Origin of the sequence: Propioniciclava sp. MC1595 (assembly GCF_017569205.1) — a bacterium.
In the GTDB taxonomy this organism is placed as follows: Bacteria; Actinomycetota; Actinomycetes; order Propionibacteriales; family Propionibacteriaceae; genus Propioniciclava.
This window is the reverse complement of the sequence record NZ_CP071870.1, coordinates 475281-490067: the sequence shown is the minus strand read 5'-3', so window position 1 is coordinate 490067 and position 14787 is coordinate 475281. Positions and strand designations below refer to the sequence as shown.

Here is a 14787-nt window from a genome sequence, read left to right as displayed (position 1 = left end):
GGGTTAGCGTCGGGCATGGCACACGGTGACATCACGCACATCGACATTCCCGTGAGTGACCTCGGGAAGGCGCAGGAGTTCTACTCCGACCTCTTCGGCTGGAACATCCGCGCACTGCCCGGCTTCGAGGACTACCCCATGTGGATGGCCCCCAACGGCATCAGCGGCGGCGGTCTCGCCCCGCGGGACGAGGGATTCGCCCAGCCCCGGTCCTACGTCGAGGTCGACTCGATCGACGACGTCCTGGCCAAGGCCCGGTCGCGGGGCGCCACGGTCACCCTGCCGAAGACGCCGATCAGCGACACCAGCTGGTTCGCCGCCTTCACCGACCCCGACGGCAACGACATCGGCCTCTACGAGGGCACAACCGATACGTCCGGAGCAGGCACCGACGGCGAGGCCTGATCACTCGCCGCCCCGGCCACTCCTGCCCTGCGGCAGGCCCTCACTGCCGCAGCCTCGGGTTGCGGAACCGCTGGTGACGCCGCGGGGTCCGCGTGGGGTCGACGTGCCTCGGGGGCACCACCTCGGGGACGCCGTCGGCGCCCATCTGGTGCCGCCACCGCCAGGGAGGGTCGCCGCGGCGTGGCTCGACAATCGGGTGGTGGTGGCGGCAGTACAACGCGAGCTCGCCGAGGTTCGTTCCACCGCCGTCGCGCCAGCCCCTCGTGTGGTGGGCGTGGCACCAGCCGGGCGGCATGTCGCAGCCCGGGAACACGCACCCGCCGTCGCGCAGCGCCAGCGCCACCCTCTGGAGCGCGTCGGCGTAGCGGTTGCCGCGGCCCAGGTCGAGCACCTCGGACGGCCCGCCCAGCACCACCGGCAGGACGTCCGCCTCGACCAGGAGGCGCCGCAGGTCGCCCGGCGCGATGTCCTCACCACTGGCGAGCAGGCCGTGCTGCTCGGCCAGGGCCCGCAGGTGGTCGTAGTACAGGAGCACAAGCACGCGCGGACGGTCCCCGTCTGCCCCGGGCGCCCAGCCCTGTGACGCGGCGAACCAGCCCAGCTCGAGCAGGGCGTCGGCCCGCAACTGGGCCGCGGTGCGCACGGCCACGAGGGAATCACCCCGGTCCAAGGCGGCCCGCTGGGCGTGCAGGACGGCGTTGACCCGGGCGTCGAGTTGGGAGATCAGGATCTCCGCCTCGCCCACCGGCAGGTAGGCGTTCACTCGGACGCCCCCGACCCCGTCGCGGGTGAAGGTGACCCGCCGCTCCCGCCGACACCGCTTCTCCTGCGCCGCCAGCCGGGCCTCCTCGAGCGCCTCGGCCTTCTCGGGGGCGACCACCCCCAGCAGGTGCTTCGACAACTGCGACAGCCCGCTGGGGTCGAACTCGCCCGCGAACGCGACCATCTCGGCCTCGGCCTGCTCGCGCTCGGCACCCGCGAGCTCCTCCGGCAACTCCTTCAGCACGCTCGCGATCGCCTGCGCCTGGGCCGGCGCGACCTCCCCCGCCAGCGCCGCCGCCCGCACCGTCGAGAGCGACCGCAACGCCTCGGCCCGCTTGATCAGCGCCCCCGCGTGCCGCGGGTTGAGCCGGTGCCGGTCGGCCAGCCACGCGCGCAACCCGCAGCCCACCGCGATCCGCGCGGCATCCGCGCGCTCCGCCTCGCCGACCACCTCCACCAGCAGGCTCTCGACCACCGCGGCGAGCCGCACGCAGGCGTCCACCACCGCCAGCCGGTCGGCCGGCCTGGCAAGCCGTCGCTCGTCGTGGTCGAGCCCGAGCACGAGTTCCTCGGCGGCCGCGAGGGTCGCCAAGGTGGCTCCGACCTGGGGGTGGTCTTCCATGCACCCAAGCTATTCGCACCCACCGACAATTTCCACGCGCCCCCGAGACGGACAACAACCGGACAACACCTCCCCCGGTCGCCTACCGTGGAGCCAACCCCGGGAGGCCCCATGAAGAAGCTCGGCAAGGTCCTGCTCGCCATCCTCGGAGTCCTCCTCGCCCTGGCCCTGCTCCTGCTGGCCGTGCGGCTCGTGAACGGGTTCCGGTACCCAGAACCGCCCGCGCTCGCGGTCAACCTCGACCCGGCGTCCTATCCCACGACCGTGCCCGGCGCGACCGTCGAGCGCGTCGACCTGGACCGTCTGCAGGGCTTCCACCTCAGCCCCGACACCCCCAGCCATGACGGGCTCGTCGTGATCTGGGGAGGGTCCGACGGCGGGCCCGACTTCGCCCGCGCCGCCCGCATCGCGGGGCAGGGCTACCACGTGCTCAGCCTGTTCTTCTTCGGGCAGCCGGGGCAGCAACCAATCCTCGCCGAGGTGCCCCTCGAGGCGTTCGAGGACGCCCTCCGCTGGCGCGCCGAGCACGCCCCCGGCCCCCTCACCGTGATCGGCACGTCCAAGGGCGCCGAGCTCGCCCTCGCCCTGCAGGCCCGCTACCCCGACATCGACAACCTCGTCGTCTACGCGCCCACGACCCACACGTGGCAGGGACTGGACTTCGCCACCGAGAAGTCGTCCTGGACGTGGGCCGGCGAGCCGGCCCCCTACGTCTCGTTCCGCCACGCAGACCCGCAGTCGGTCACGGCCATGTTCGCGGCGATGCTGCTGAACACCTCCGTCCGCCTGTACGAGCAGTACGCCAGCGCGCTGGCCAACGACCCGGACGCCGAGCGCGCGGCCATCCCGTTCAAGCTCTCAGGCCACCTGCTGGCCTTCGCCGGCGAGGACGACGCCATGTGGCCCTCCGCCGACGCCGCGCGGCACTGGGGCGCGCAGGCCCCCGGCCGCACCGAGGCGCACACCTACCCCGGGGCCGGCCACCTGTTCGGCGCGCACGACGGCTGGGCCGGCGGGTTCGCGATGGGCGGGAACCGCGCGGGCAACGAGGCCGCGCTCGCGGCGTCCGACACAGTGCTGGACGCCTCGCTCGCGGCCTGGCACCCGGCCCGGTGACACGCCCTGCCCACCCTGATGCACGGCTGCATCAGGTCGGGAGCTCCACCACCTGCTCCCCCAGCGGCACGAGCTCGACGTCGGCCTGCGCCACCTCGCGCACCAGCGGCAGCGCGGCCTCCGGGTCGTCGACGGCCAGGGTGAGCAGCACGGACGCGCCCCACTCGGCGTCCACCACGTCGACCCCGCGGTTCATCAGCGCGCCCTGCACCCGGCCGGCCTCGGACGCCCCGACCTCCAGCCCGACGAGCTGCCGGACGACCGGCCGCACCCGCGGCGTCCCTTCGAGTGCGCCGGCGACGGCGTCGGAGTAGGCCCGGACGAGCCCGCCCGTGCCGAGCAGCACACCCCCGAAGTAGCGGGTGACGACGGCGACGACGTTCGACATCCCCGAGCCGCGGAGCACCTCGAGCATGGGCATGCCGGCGGTCCCGGCGGGCTCGCCGTCGTCGGAGGAGCGCTCGACCGGCTGCGCCCCCGGCACCTCGACGACGAAGGCCAGGCAGTGGTGGCGCGCATCGGGGTAGCTGGACCGCACCCCGGCGACGACCTCGCGGGCGGCGTCCTCGTCGTCGACCCGGGCCAGCCGGGTGATGAAGCGCGACCGCCGCACCTCGATCTCCGTTTCGGCGTCGAAGCCGCGAGGGAGCCACAGGGTCATGGGACCCATCCTCCCATCGGGGGATCGTGCCAAGATGGTCCCCGATGAATACGATCGCCCCGCCAGACCAGACCGTCCACGCTGCTGCGCACGCACTCAGCGACGCCCAGGCCAAGCCCGTCGGCGCCCTCGGCCGGCTCGAGGAACTCGCCGCGTGGGTCGCGGCCTGCCAGGGCGAGTGCCCACCGCGGCCGCTGACCGACGTGCGCGTCGTCGTGTTCGCGGGTGACCACGGGGTGGCGGCGTCCGGCGTGTCGGCGTACCCGGCCGAGGTGACCCCCGCGATGGTGCACGGCATCCTGGCCGGCGGGGCGGGCGTGAACGCGCTCGCCCGGGCCGTGGGGGCGTCCGTCACCGTCTATGACTTCGGCGTGCGCGTGCTCGAGGGCGTGCCCGAGGAGGTGCAGCGGTTCCGCATCGGGCCGGCGCGGCCGATCCACCTCGAGGACGCCCTGACCGAGTCCGAGCTGGCCGCCGCGCTCGACGCGGGCGACACGATCGCCGCCGAGGCCATCGCCGAGGGCGCGCAGCTGCTCATCGCCGGCGACCTGGGCATCGGCAACACGACCCCCTCGGCCGCGCTGCTGGCCGCAAGCCTCGACCTGCGCGGCGCCGACGTCGCCGGCCGCGGCACCGGCATCGACGACAAGAAGCTCGCCGGCAAGGTCGCCGTGATCGACCAAGCCCTCGACCGCATCGGCGACCGCGCGCGCGACCCGCGCCAGCGCTTGGCCGCCCTCGGCTCAGCCGACATCGCCGCCGCGGTCGGCTTCATCAGCGGGGCCGTCCGCCGGGGAGTCCCGGTCGTGGTCGACGGCCTGATCGCCAGCGTCGAGGCGCTCCTGGCCGACGAGCTGCACCCGGGTGCCCGGGCGTGGATGGTCGCCGGCCACCGCTCGACCGAGCCGGGCTGCGAGCTCGCCCAGACCCACCTCGGCCTGACCCCCATCCTCGACCTGCAGATGCGCCTGGGCGAGGGGTCGGGCGCCGTGCTGTCCGTGGGCGTGCTGAAGGCCGCCGTGGCCGCGCTCCGCGAGGTCACGCTGCTCGCCGACCTGTGAGCGCCTTCGCCGACGGGCTCCGCCTCGCCTGGGGGACCCTCACCGCCCTCCCCGGTCCGGCCCCCCGCCGCGTCGACCGGTCGGTCGCCCGCGGGGCGATGAGCCTGGGTTGGCTGGTCGTCCTGCCGGTCATGGCCGCGGCCGCCGCCGCGGGCTGGGGACTGACGCTGGTCGGCGTCCCGCCCCTGGCCGCCGGCCTCGTCACCGTCGGGATCATCCAGCTCGCCACCCGCGCCATCCACGCCGACGGGCTGGCCGACACCGCCGACGGGCTGGGCTCGGGGCGTCCGGCCGACCGGGCCCTGGAGATCATGCGGCGCGGCGACGTCGGGCCCATGGGCACCACCGCGCTCGTCCTCGTGCTGGGCCTCCAGGCCGCGCTCCTCGGCGACCTCCTGGCCCGCCCGTGGGGCTGGGTCCTGGCGGCGCTCGCCCTCGCCACCGGACGCCTCGCGCTCGCCTCGGCCTGTTCCACGGTCATCCCCTCGGCGCGCCCGGAGGGCCTCGGCGCGGCGGTCGCCGGTTCGGTGCCGTCGTGGCTGGTCACGGCGCTGCACATCGGGCTGGTGCTGGTCGGCATGGTGCTCACCGACGCGCTCGCGAGCCAGCTGGGCGCCGACGTGCCCCGGCACGCCTGGGTGTGGGGCATGGTGATCGGGCTCGCCCTGACCACGGCCACCCTGTACGCCGCGGTCCGCAAGCTGGGCGGCATCACCGGCGACGTCCTCGGCGCGGTGGTCGAGCTGATGACGCTGGGCCTGCTGCTGGGCCTCGCGATCCGCTGAGCGCGAGCGCGCCCCTACAGGTGCAGCGGCCGCCCCGCCACCAGCAGCACAACGTCGTCGCAGACCGCCCCGAGCGCCTGGTTGGCCCGGCCGAGCAGGTCGGCGAACAGCCGCCCCGACGCGTGCTCGGACACCACACCCCAGCCCACCTCGTTGGTGACCAGCACGATCGGCCCGGGGTGTTCGGCCACGGCCGAGGCCAGGTCGGCGATCCGGCGCTCGAGCTCGGACGTCGCGACCGGGCGGGGGGTGTCCCAGCCCACGGCGTCCAGCTGGCGGGTCAGCCACGTGCCGACGCAGTCGACGAGCACGGGCCCGGGCTCGGCTCGCACCGCGGCAGCCACGTCCACGGTCTCGACCGTCGCCCACGACGCCGGCCGCGCCAGCCGGTGCGCGGCCACGCGGGCCGCCCACTCGGGGTCGACGTCGGGCTCGGCGGGGTAGCCGGGCGTGACGTAGGTCACCGACGTGCCGAGCTCGAGCATCGTCTGCTCGGCCCAGCGCGACTTACCACAGCGCACACCGCCGGTGACCAGGATCCGTTCCACGATCCGCACCCTACCGAGCCTGCCCGCGGTCTATGTTGGGGGCCGTGAGCAGCAGCCCCCGCTTCACCTTCGTCCGCCACGGGCAGTGCGTGGCGAACGCCCAGGGGCGCGTCGTGGGCCAGCTCGACAGCCCCCTCACCACGCTGGGGTACACCCAGGCCGAAGGGGCCGCGGTCCTCCTGGCCGGACGCCGCGACCTCACCGCCGTCATCACCTCCGACCTGCAGCGCGCCCACGCCACCGCCCGGATCATCGCCGGCGTGCTCGACCTGCCCCTCTTCGTCGAGCCGGGCCTGCGCGAGCAGCACTTCGGATCGATGCAGGGCGAGCTGTTCGGCGACCTGACCGCGTCCAGCCCCGGCCGCGAGCACATCAACGAGGTGCGCTGGGGCGGCGGCGAGTCGGTCGCCGACGTCTACGCCCGCGTGCTCGACACCTTCGTGCGCATCGAGGCCGCCCACCCCGGGCCGGTGGTGCTGGTCACCCACGGCCACGTGATCCAGATCGGCATGTCGCTGCTGCGCGGCCACGGCGCGCGCGACATCGAGTGGTTCGACCTGCCGAACGGCGGCATCGTCAACGCGCCGCCGCCGGTCCCGGCCACCTGACCCCGCACCACCCGCGACCAGCCATCAGGCCCCCGCCGGCACCGGCCTGTCCTCGAACGACCGCACGAACACCGGCACGTCGGGCGTGGAGGCCGCCTTGTCGTAGCGGTACCCGTCCGCGTCGAACCCGGTCAGCGCCGACGCCGTCCGCACGCGGTTGCGCACCAGCCAGCCCGCCATCGTGCCGCGGGCCCGCTTGGCGTAGAAAGAGACGATCTTGCGGGTGCCCCGCGCGTCGGTGTCCTCGAACCGGGGGGCGACGATGCGAGCCCCGAGCACCTCGGGCCGCACCGCCTTGAAGTACTCGTCCGAGGCCAGGTTGACCACCACGTCGGCGCCGGGCGACTCGGCCAGGTCGTCCCGCAGCACCTCCGAGATCCGGTCACCCCACCACGCGTACAGCGACGCCCCGCGCCCCGTCCTCAGCCGCGTCCCCATCTCCAGCCGGTAGGGCTGCATCAGGTCGAGCGGGCGCAGCACGCCGTAGAGCCCCGACAGGATCCGGACGGTCTTCTGCGCCTCGGTGAAGTCCCGCTCACCGAAGGCCGGGGCGTCCAGGCCCTGGTAGACGTCGCCGTCGAACGCGAGCACCGCCTGCTTGGCGTTCTTCGTCGTGAACGGCGGCGCGAAGTCGGCGTAGCGCTGGGCGTTGAGCGCGGCGAGGTCGTCGGAGATGTGCATGAGCGACGCGATCTCGGACGCCGGCAGCTCGCGCAGCACGTCGATGAGTTCCGAGCTCTGCGCGAGCAGGCGCGGCTCGGTGTGCTTGCGAGTGGCGGGCTTGGTCTCGTAGTCCAGCGACTTCGCCGGGGACAGCAGCGTGATCACGCCCCGAGGCTAGCCGAGCGGGCGCTACTGTCGCCTGCGTGCACTTCACCGAGTACCACGTCCGGATCGCCGGCTACGGCGTGATCACCGACGGCGACCGCATCCTGCTGGCCTGGTACAACGGCGAGCAGGGCAAGGCCGACCCGGGCTGGAGCCTGCCCGGCGGTGGCATCGAGTTCGACGAGCCCCTGTCGGCGGGCGTCGTCCGCGAGGTGCTGGAGGAGACCGGCTACACCGTCGAGCTCGGCCCGCTCCTGGCCGAGGACCACCTCACCTGGCCCGCCCGGCCGGACCGCGCGCCCATCCGCGCCCAGCGGTTCCTGTTCGCGGCGACCATCACCGGCGGCGAGCTCGGCACCCTCGAGGAGGAGGGCACGACCGACTTCGCGCGCTGGGTGCCCATGGCCGCCCTGGCCGACCAGCCGCTGGCCGACATCGTCATGCTGGCCCTGCGGGCCCTCGGCCGCTGACCGGACGCCGCGGGCTCAGTCGGCGTCGCGCGGCCAGGCGTTGGGCACGCACCCGCCGAGGTCGATGCTCTGCTGCATCATGACCGGCGCCGTTGCCCCCGCCTTCGGGCAGGCGACGTGCCCCTGGCCCAGGAAGTGCCCGACCTCGTGGTTGACGAGGTAAGCCCGGTACGTGCCGAGGTCGTCGTAGGTGGGCGTCATGTACTTCCACCGGTCGGAGTTCAGCACGACGTTCTTGCCGTTGCGGCAGTTCCACTTGCCGCCGGTCTCCAGCGGGGCGCACAGCTCGTCGGTGGTGTCGGGCGAGGTCACGTAGATCACCAGCTCGGCGGCGTCGACGTCGGCGACCAACTGGAACGTGCGCTTGCCGTAGCCGGCCCAGCCGCGCTCGTCGTCGAAGGTGGCCTGCACCTCGCGGGCGACCTCGTCGGGGTCGAGCTCGGTGGTGTCCTCCACGTTCACCACGTACGGCACGACGGTGGGCGCGGTGATGCCCGGCTCGAGCGTGATCGTGTTGGTCAGGTAGGCGCCCGACGCCACCGTGTCGGACGTCCAGACCTCCTGCCGCGCGATCTCGGGGATCTCGGGCGTCGGGCTGGGCGACGGGGACTTCGCGGCCGGGGCCGGCGCGTACTCCTCGGGCGCGCGCTGCGCCATCCACCCCCACAGCATGGCCAGCACGGCAAGGATCACCACGAAGACGAGCCACCAGACCCGGTACGGCTGGGGTCGGGACGGGCTCGCTGGCATGTCCCTCACCCTAGGCGATGGGCCCGACACTCCTACTTGACCGCGCCGGAGGTCAGGCCGGCCTGCCAGTAGCGCTGCAGCGTGATGAGCAGCACGATCAGCGGCAGCACGCCGAGCAGCGCGCCCTGCAGCACGGCGCCGTACTCGGGGTTGAAGTAGCCCATCATCCCGTACAGGCCGACCGTGACCGGCTTGAGCTCGGTCGAGGTGACCATCATCAGCGGCAGCAGGAAGTTGTTCCAGGTCGCGACGAAGATGAACAGGAAGATCGTCACCATCGCCGGCGCCAGCAGGCGCAGCACGATCTGGAAGAACACCCGCAGCTCGGACGCCCCGTCGAGCCGGGCGGCCTCGAGCAGTTCGTCGGGCACCGAGGCCTCGACGTAGATGCGGCCGAGGAACACGCCGAACGGCGACACGCACGACGGGATGATGACCGCCCACGGGGTGTTGACCAGCCCCATCGAGTGGAACATCAGGTACAGCGGCACCGTCATCAGCGCCACCGGGAACAGCAGCCCCGCCAGGACCATGCCCTGCACGACGACGCCACCCGGCGTCCGGAACTTGCTCAGGCCGTACCCCGCCGCGACCGAAACCAGGGTGCCGACCACCCCGGCGACCAGCGAGTAGAACACCGAGTTGCCGACCCAGCGCCACCGTCGTCCCCGTGATCGTGCTGTTCGGCTTCATCGAGAAGCGCCTCATCGGTGGCCTCACCGCCGGCGCGGTGAAGTAACCGCCGCGGCGAAGCGGGAGGCTGAACACGGGCTCTCGGTACACGAAACTCAAGCCCTCGGCGCAGAAAACCCAAGCCCTGGTCGTGCCTCCCGCTTCGCCGCGGCGCTCAGGCCAGCAGGGCCGCCCGCTCCAGGGGTGGGAGGGGGCCCTCGGAGTCGAGCAGCGTCTTCCAGAGGCGCTCCCGGGCCAGGTGGACCGCGCCCCGCGCGGTGACGTACTCGTCGAGCTCGCCCACAGCCACGTCGGGCGGGGTCTGCAGGCGGCGGTCCAGCTCGTCGCGGACCTCGTCCAGCACCGGCAGGATGACCGGACCCAGCGCGCCACCGAGCACCAGCAGCTCGGGGTCGACCAGACCGGCCGCGAACGCGACCTGCGGCACGATGTCGAGCACGAACCGCTGCGCCCCGGCCACGGCGACCGGGTCACCCTCGGCCGCGGCGACCAGCGCGCGGCCCTGGGCGTCGGCGTCCCCGGCGGACTCGACCCAGTCGTAGCCACCCGAGGCGGGCAACAACTCGTTCAGCGACAGCTCCCCCGCCGAGCCGTGGGCGCCGCGGTACAGCTGGCCGGCGAGCAGCAGCGCCAGGGAGGGGCGGCGTCCGAGGTGCACGTAGAGCACGTCGCGGCGGCCGAGGGCAGCGCCCTCGACCCGCTCGGCCCACAGCGCGGCCTTGGTGTCGTGCAACGTCATCACCGAACCCGGCAAGACCGAGCCGAGCACCTCGGCCGGGCGCAGGCCCACGAAGTCGGCCATCGCGATCGACCGGTCGAGCCGGTCGGAGTGGTCGAGCGCGCCCGAGACGGCGAGCCCGGTCATCCAGACCCCGCTCACGTCGACCGGCGCCAGCAACTCCACCAGCGCGGCCCGCGTGGCCTCCACACCAGGAACGCCCTGCTCGATCGACACCTCGCCGAGCACCTCGACGGAGCCCGAACCGGCGTCCAGCACCCCGCGGACGCGGTGGCCGCCGACGTCGAGCCCGAGCAGCCCCACGGGCGGCGTCGCCAGCCGGAACATGCTGGCCGGGCGCCCCACGCTGCCGCTGCTCTGCGCCTCGGGCACCACCCAGTGCTTGGTGACGAGCCCGCGCAGCACCTCGCGCGTGGACGCCGTGCTCAGCCCGACCTGCTCGGCCACCTGGGCGACCCGCACGGTCCCCGCGTCGCGGAGGGCGGTGATGACGGCCCGCTCGTTCCACTGGCGGACCGACGACGGGTCGGCGCTCGACGGCTGACGCATGTGGTCACCTCCTCGGACGCACGCGGTGGGCAACATGCGCAGCCTACCGCTCAGCACCCTCCCGGCGAGAGTTTGGTGGGACTCTTTCCAAATAGCGCGGGAGCGGCTAGCCTGAACCCATGATCCAGTTCGGAACGGGCGGCTGGCGCGCCATCATCGGTGACGGCTTCACCAAGGCCAACGTCCGCCTCCTCATCCAGGGCCTCTGCGACCGCATGGCCGCCGAGGGCGTCACCGGGCGCGGTGTGGTGGTCGGCTTCGACCGCCGCTTCCTGTCGCTGGAGGCCGCCCAGTGGGCGTGCGAGGTCTTCGCGGGCAACGGCGTCCCGGTCACGTTCATCGGACGCCCCGCGCCCACGCCCATGTTCATGTGGACCGTGCGCAACAAGAACACCCCCTACGGCATCGCCGTGACCGCCTCGCACAACCCGGCCCTCTACAACGGGATCAAGGTCTTCACCGAGGGCGGCCGCGACGCCGAGGCCGAGGTGACCAACGAACTCATGGCCCACACCGGCACCTCCACATCGTGCTCGACCCGATGTTCGGCGTCGCCCAGACCAGCCTGCAGACGATCCTGCACACCGCCCGCTGCCAGGTCGACGTCATCAACGACCGCCAAGATGGCCGAGACGGACGCCGTGATCGGCGGTGAGTCCTCCGGCGGCCTCACGGTGCGGGGCCACATCGCCGGCAAGGACGGCATCTACGCCGGCTCGCTCCTGGTCGAGATGGTGGCCGCCTCCGGCAAGAAGCTCTCCGAGCTGTGGGCCGACATCGAGTCCCGCTACGGCAAGCTCGAGTTGGTCGAGAAGGCCTACTCCTTCACCCCCGAGCGCCGCGCCGAGCTGCAGGACCGCGTGTTCGTCCACCAGGACCTGCCCGACTTCGCCGAGGTCCACGGCAGCTGGGCGGTCGACCGCGTCACATGGGACGACGGCGCCAAGATCTACTTCACCAACGGCGGCTGGGCCACGATCCGCTTCTCGGGCACCGAGCCCGTGCTGCGCGTCTTCGCCGAGATGGAGCACCTCGAGGACGCCGAGGCCGTCGCCGCCACCATCGCCGACCACCTGGGCCTGGAGGGCTGAACCATGGCAACGAACAAGGCCGTCGTGATGGCGCGCGGGCTGGGCTCGCGCATGAAGAAGGACGCGGACGCGTCGCTCACCCCCGACCAGGCCGCGGCCGCGGCGTCCGGGGCGAAGGCGATGATGCCGCTGGGCGGGCGCCCGTTCCTGGACCACTCGCTGAGCCGCCTCGCCGACGCGGGCCTCACCGAGGTGTGCCTGGTGATCGGCCCCGAGCACACGGGCGTGCGTGACTACTACGACTCCCTCGACCTCGAGCGCCTCGAGATCTTCTACGCGGTGCAGGACGAGCCGAACGGCACCGCCGACGCCGTCGCGTCGGCCGAGTGGTTCGCCGGCGCCGACCAGGTGGTCGTGATCAACGGCGACAACCTGTACCCGACCGAGGCGCTGGCCGCGCTCGCGGCGTCCGACGGCTCGGCGACGATCGGCTTCACCCCGGCCGGGCTGGTGGCGAACTCGAACATCCCCGCCGACCGGATGACCGCCTTCGCCAGCCTGACCGCCGACGAGTCCGGCGCGCTCGTCGAGATCGTCGAGAAGCCGACCCCCGAGCAGCTCGCCGCGCTCGGCGAGGACCGCCTCGTCTCCATGAACTGCTGGCTGTTCACCCCGGCCGTGTTCGACGCGTGCCGCGAGATCATGCCGTCCGCGCGCGGCGAGCTCGAGATCGTGGACGCCGTGCGCCTCCTCGTCTCCGACGGCGAGCGGTTCGCGGTACTCCCGTCCAGCGAGGGCGTGCTCGACCTGTCCTCGCGCGGCGACGTCGCTTCGGTGGCCTCGCTGCTGGCCGACTCCGAGGTCCGCCTATGAGTGCCCCGACCGCCGACCCGCTCCGCACCGCCGTGACGCGCGCCAGCTGGCGCGTGCCGGGACGCATCGAGGTCTTCGGCAAGCACACCGACTACGCCGGCGGGAACGTGCTCGGCTGCGCCGCCAGCCAGGCCGTCACCGCGGTCGCCCGCCCGCTCACGAACCGGGACGCCGCGGGCGTGGGCCTGCTCGCCCGCTCGGCCGCGTTCGACGGGCACCTCGCGCTGGTGCCGGACACCGACCCCGGCCTGCCCCCCGGGCACTGGGGCCGCTACGTCACCACCGCCTGGAACCGCCTGCGCGCCAACTTCGGCGAGCTCCCCGCCGCCGAGCTGACCTTCTCCTCCGACCTGCCGCTGGCCTCGGGCATGAGCTCCTCCTCGGCACTCGTCGTCGCCTTGGCGCTGGCCCTGGCCGACCTGGCCGGGCTCCGCGACGGCGAGCTGTGGGCGTCCGAGCTCGGGGATGACCGGCTGGCCTGGGCGTCCTACCTCGCGTCGGTCGAGAACGGCTCGACGTTCCGCTCGCTGGAGGGGCAGGCCGGCGTCGGCACGCGCGGCGGCTCCGAGGACCACACCGGCATGCTGTGCTCCCTGCCCGGCCGGCTGGGCCAGTTCGGGTTCGACCCGGTCGCGCACCACCGGCACGTGCCCCTGCCCGACGGCTACGTCTTCGTCATCGCCGTCAGCGGCGTGAGCGCCGAGAAGACCGGCGCCGCGCTGGCCGACTACAACCGCGCCTCCGACGCGATCGCCGCCTCGCTCGCCCGCTGGAACGAGGCCACCGGCCGCGCCGACCGCTCGCTGGCCGCCGCCGTGCGCTCGGCCCCCGACGCCGTGGCGCGGCTGATGGCCGCCGTCGGTGACGAGGCGCTGCGCACCCGCGTGGACCACTTCGTGCAGGAGTCCGAGCTCTTCGTGCCCGCCGCCGCCGACGCCCTCGAGCGCGGCGACCTGGCCGGCTTCGGCGCGGTCTCGGCCGACTCGCAGCTCCTCGCCGAGGCGCTGCTGGGCAACCAGGTTCCCGAGACGGTCGCCCTCGCGGCGTCGGCCCGCCAGCTGGGGGCTGCTGCGGCCTCGGCCTTCGGCGCGGGCTTCGGCGGCTCGGTGTGGGCGCTGGTCCCACGAGCCGACGCCGAGGGCTTCGCCGCGGCCTGGCTCGAGCGCTACACCCGCGACTTCCCGGCGCGGGCGGCCACGGCGTCCACGATCGTCACCGAGGCTGACCGGGCGGCGGAGCCCGTGGTGAGTAGGGTGTCCGTGTGAGGTTCCTCTTCCTGGGCGCGGGCGCGATCGGCACGTACATCGGTGGGTCGCTGGCAGCCTCGGGAACCGAGGTCGCGTTCGTCGAGCAGCCCGGCCCCGCCGAGCAGATCGCGCGCGACGGGCTGACGGTGGAGGCGGTGTCCGGCACGAAGGTGGTGCGCGACGTGACCGTGTACACCGACGCGGCCGCCGCCCTGGACGCCGGCCCCTGGGACGTCGCCGTCTTCGCCCTGAAGTCCTTCGACACCGCCGAGGCGGTCGAGCAGCTGCTCGCCACCGGGCGCCCCGTGCCGACGATCCTCTCCCTGCAGAACGGCGTCGACAACGAGCCCACGATCGCGGCCCGCCTCGGCGCCGACCGCGTGATCGCCGGCACCGTCACCACCGCCATCGCCAAGCCCGGCGTCGGCCACGTCGTCGAGGAGACCCACCGGGGCGTCGGCATCGCGCTCGGCCACCCGCTGGCCCGTGGTCTGGTCGAGGCGCTGGACGCCGCGGGCCTCTCCGCGCAGGCCTTCGACGCCGCGGGCCCGATGAAGTGGTCGAAGCTGCTCACCAACCTGCAGGGGTCGGCGGTCTCGGCGATCCTCGACCTGCCCGTCGGCGAGGTGTTCGCCGACAAGCGCCTGCACGCGGTCGAGACCGCCTCGCTGCGCGAGTGCCTGGCCGTCATGCGCGCGCAGGGCTTCGCGCCGGTCGACCTGCCCGGGACGCCGGTGCGGCTCCTCGCCTTCGCCGTCGAGCGCCTGCCCAAGCCGGTCACCCGCCCGATCTTCACCCGCCTGCTGGGCGGGTCACGCGGCCACAAGATGCCGTCGCTGCACATCGACCTCCACGCCGGACGCCGCCGCTCCGAGGTGGGCTACCTCCACGGGGCCGTCGTGCGCCACGGCGCGGCCGTGGGCGTCCCGACCCCGGTCAACGCGGTGCTGACCTCGGTGCTCGAGGGACTGACCGCCGGCACCGAGGACATCGAGGCCTTCCGCAAGCGCCCCGAGGCCCTGCTGGCCCGGCTGTAGCG

General features: G+C 73.6%; 15 protein-coding genes and 2 pseudogenes. 10 read left to right on the top strand and 7 right to left on the bottom strand.

Features of this window, described 5'->3' with window-relative positions; genetic code table 11:
- The first annotated feature begins 15 nt into the window (after nucleotides 1-15).
- Nucleotides 16-405: a VOC family protein gene (locus J4N02_RS02285; RefSeq protein WP_182816984.1), complete on the top strand. Its 390-nt coding sequence runs from the start codon at nucleotides 16-18 to the stop codon at nucleotides 403-405.
- Between the two features lie 40 nt (nucleotides 406-445).
- On the opposite strand, the gene J4N02_RS02280 is transcribed toward J4N02_RS02285, so the two are convergent.
- The gene (locus J4N02_RS02280; protein ID WP_188334304.1) at nucleotides 446-1789 is read right to left on the bottom strand and encodes an HNH endonuclease signature motif containing protein; all 1344 of its coding nucleotides are present in this window, start codon (nucleotides 1787-1789) and stop codon (nucleotides 446-448) included.
- A gap of 111 nt (nucleotides 1790-1900) precedes the next feature.
- On the opposite strand from J4N02_RS02280, the gene J4N02_RS02275 reads away from it, so the two are divergent.
- Entirely contained in the window at nucleotides 1901-2905 is a 1005-nt protein-coding gene (locus J4N02_RS02275) for an acyl-CoA thioester hydrolase/BAAT C-terminal domain-containing protein (RefSeq protein ID WP_188334303.1), read from the top strand.
- Between the two features lie 31 nt (nucleotides 2906-2936).
- Here J4N02_RS02275 and J4N02_RS17140 read toward each other — a convergent pair whose 3' ends face one another.
- Nucleotides 2937-3566 (bottom strand): YigZ family protein, encoded by a 630-nt coding sequence (locus tag J4N02_RS17140; protein WP_188334302.1) that lies wholly within the window; start codon nucleotides 3564-3566, stop codon nucleotides 2937-2939.
- A 44-nt stretch (nucleotides 3567-3610) separates the two neighbouring features.
- Between J4N02_RS17140 and cobT the strand changes: the two genes are divergently transcribed.
- Nucleotides 3611-4627 (top strand): nicotinate-nucleotide--dimethylbenzimidazole phosphoribosyltransferase, encoded by a 1017-nt coding sequence (gene cobT, locus J4N02_RS02265; protein ID WP_188334301.1) that lies wholly within the window; start codon nucleotides 3611-3613, stop codon nucleotides 4625-4627.
- Complete coding sequence (locus J4N02_RS02260) at nucleotides 4624-5412, top strand: adenosylcobinamide-GDP ribazoletransferase (RefSeq protein ID WP_188334300.1); 789 nt, start codon at nucleotides 4624-4626, stop codon at nucleotides 5410-5412. Before cobT ends, J4N02_RS02260 begins: the two co-directional genes overlap by 4 nt.
- Before the next feature lie 14 nt (nucleotides 5413-5426).
- On the opposite strand, the gene J4N02_RS02255 is transcribed toward J4N02_RS02260, so the two are convergent.
- Complete coding sequence (locus J4N02_RS02255; RefSeq protein ID WP_243760850.1) at nucleotides 5427-5960, bottom strand: bifunctional adenosylcobinamide kinase/adenosylcobinamide-phosphate guanylyltransferase; 534 nt, start codon at nucleotides 5958-5960, stop codon at nucleotides 5427-5429.
- A gap of 44 nt (nucleotides 5961-6004) precedes the next feature.
- On the opposite strand from J4N02_RS02255, the gene J4N02_RS02250 reads away from it, so the two are divergent.
- The gene (locus tag J4N02_RS02250) at nucleotides 6005-6568 is read left to right on the top strand and encodes a histidine phosphatase family protein (RefSeq protein ID WP_188334299.1); all 564 of its coding nucleotides are present in this window, start codon (nucleotides 6005-6007) and stop codon (nucleotides 6566-6568) included.
- Between the two features lie 24 nt (nucleotides 6569-6592).
- Here J4N02_RS02250 and yaaA read toward each other — a convergent pair whose 3' ends face one another.
- Nucleotides 6593-7396, bottom strand: coding sequence for a peroxide stress protein YaaA (gene yaaA, locus J4N02_RS02245; protein WP_182816971.1), 804 nt, complete (start codon nucleotides 7394-7396; stop codon nucleotides 6593-6595).
- Between the two features lie 38 nt (nucleotides 7397-7434).
- Between yaaA and J4N02_RS02240 the strand changes: the two genes are divergently transcribed.
- Nucleotides 7435-7866 carry an NUDIX domain-containing protein gene (locus J4N02_RS02240; protein ID WP_208091077.1) on the top strand — a complete coding sequence of 144 codons (432 nt, stop codon included), beginning with the start codon at nucleotides 7435-7437 and terminating at the stop codon, nucleotides 7864-7866.
- Nucleotides 7867-7881: 15 nt separating this feature from the next.
- On the opposite strand, the gene J4N02_RS02235 is transcribed toward J4N02_RS02240, so the two are convergent.
- The 3 genes and pseudogenes from J4N02_RS02235 to J4N02_RS02225 form a co-directional block, all read right to left on the bottom strand.
- On the bottom strand, nucleotides 7882-8616 hold the full coding sequence (locus tag J4N02_RS02235) for a DUF3152 domain-containing protein (RefSeq protein WP_188334298.1): 735 nt from the start codon (nucleotides 8614-8616) through the stop codon (nucleotides 7882-7884).
- A gap of 32 nt (nucleotides 8617-8648) precedes the next feature.
- A pseudogene (locus tag J4N02_RS02230) lies at nucleotides 8649-9305 on the bottom strand (carbohydrate ABC transporter permease); the annotation flags it as partial.
- A 158-nt stretch (nucleotides 9306-9463) separates the two neighbouring features.
- Nucleotides 9464-10597 carry an ROK family transcriptional regulator gene (locus J4N02_RS02225; RefSeq protein WP_188334296.1) on the bottom strand — a complete coding sequence of 378 codons (1134 nt, stop codon included), beginning with the start codon at nucleotides 10595-10597 and terminating at the stop codon, nucleotides 9464-9466.
- A gap of 119 nt (nucleotides 10598-10716) precedes the next feature.
- Here J4N02_RS02225 and J4N02_RS02220 point away from each other — a divergent pair.
- From J4N02_RS02220 to J4N02_RS02205, 4 genes and pseudogenes are all read left to right on the top strand, one after another.
- Nucleotides 10717-11688: pseudogene (locus J4N02_RS02220) on the top strand (hypothetical protein).
- Between the two features lie 3 nt (nucleotides 11689-11691).
- On the top strand, nucleotides 11692-12501 hold the full coding sequence (locus J4N02_RS02215) for a nucleotidyltransferase family protein (RefSeq protein WP_182816964.1): 810 nt from the start codon (nucleotides 11692-11694) through the stop codon (nucleotides 12499-12501).
- Complete coding sequence (locus J4N02_RS02210; protein ID WP_223202621.1) at nucleotides 12498-13766, top strand: galactokinase family protein; 1269 nt, start codon at nucleotides 12498-12500, stop codon at nucleotides 13764-13766. Before J4N02_RS02215 ends, J4N02_RS02210 begins: the two co-directional genes overlap by 4 nt.
- Nucleotides 13763-14785 (top strand): ketopantoate reductase family protein, encoded by a 1023-nt coding sequence (locus tag J4N02_RS02205; protein WP_188334295.1) that lies wholly within the window; start codon nucleotides 13763-13765, stop codon nucleotides 14783-14785. Before J4N02_RS02210 ends, J4N02_RS02205 begins: the two co-directional genes overlap by 4 nt.
- The last annotated feature ends 2 nt before the right edge of the window (nucleotides 14786-14787 follow it).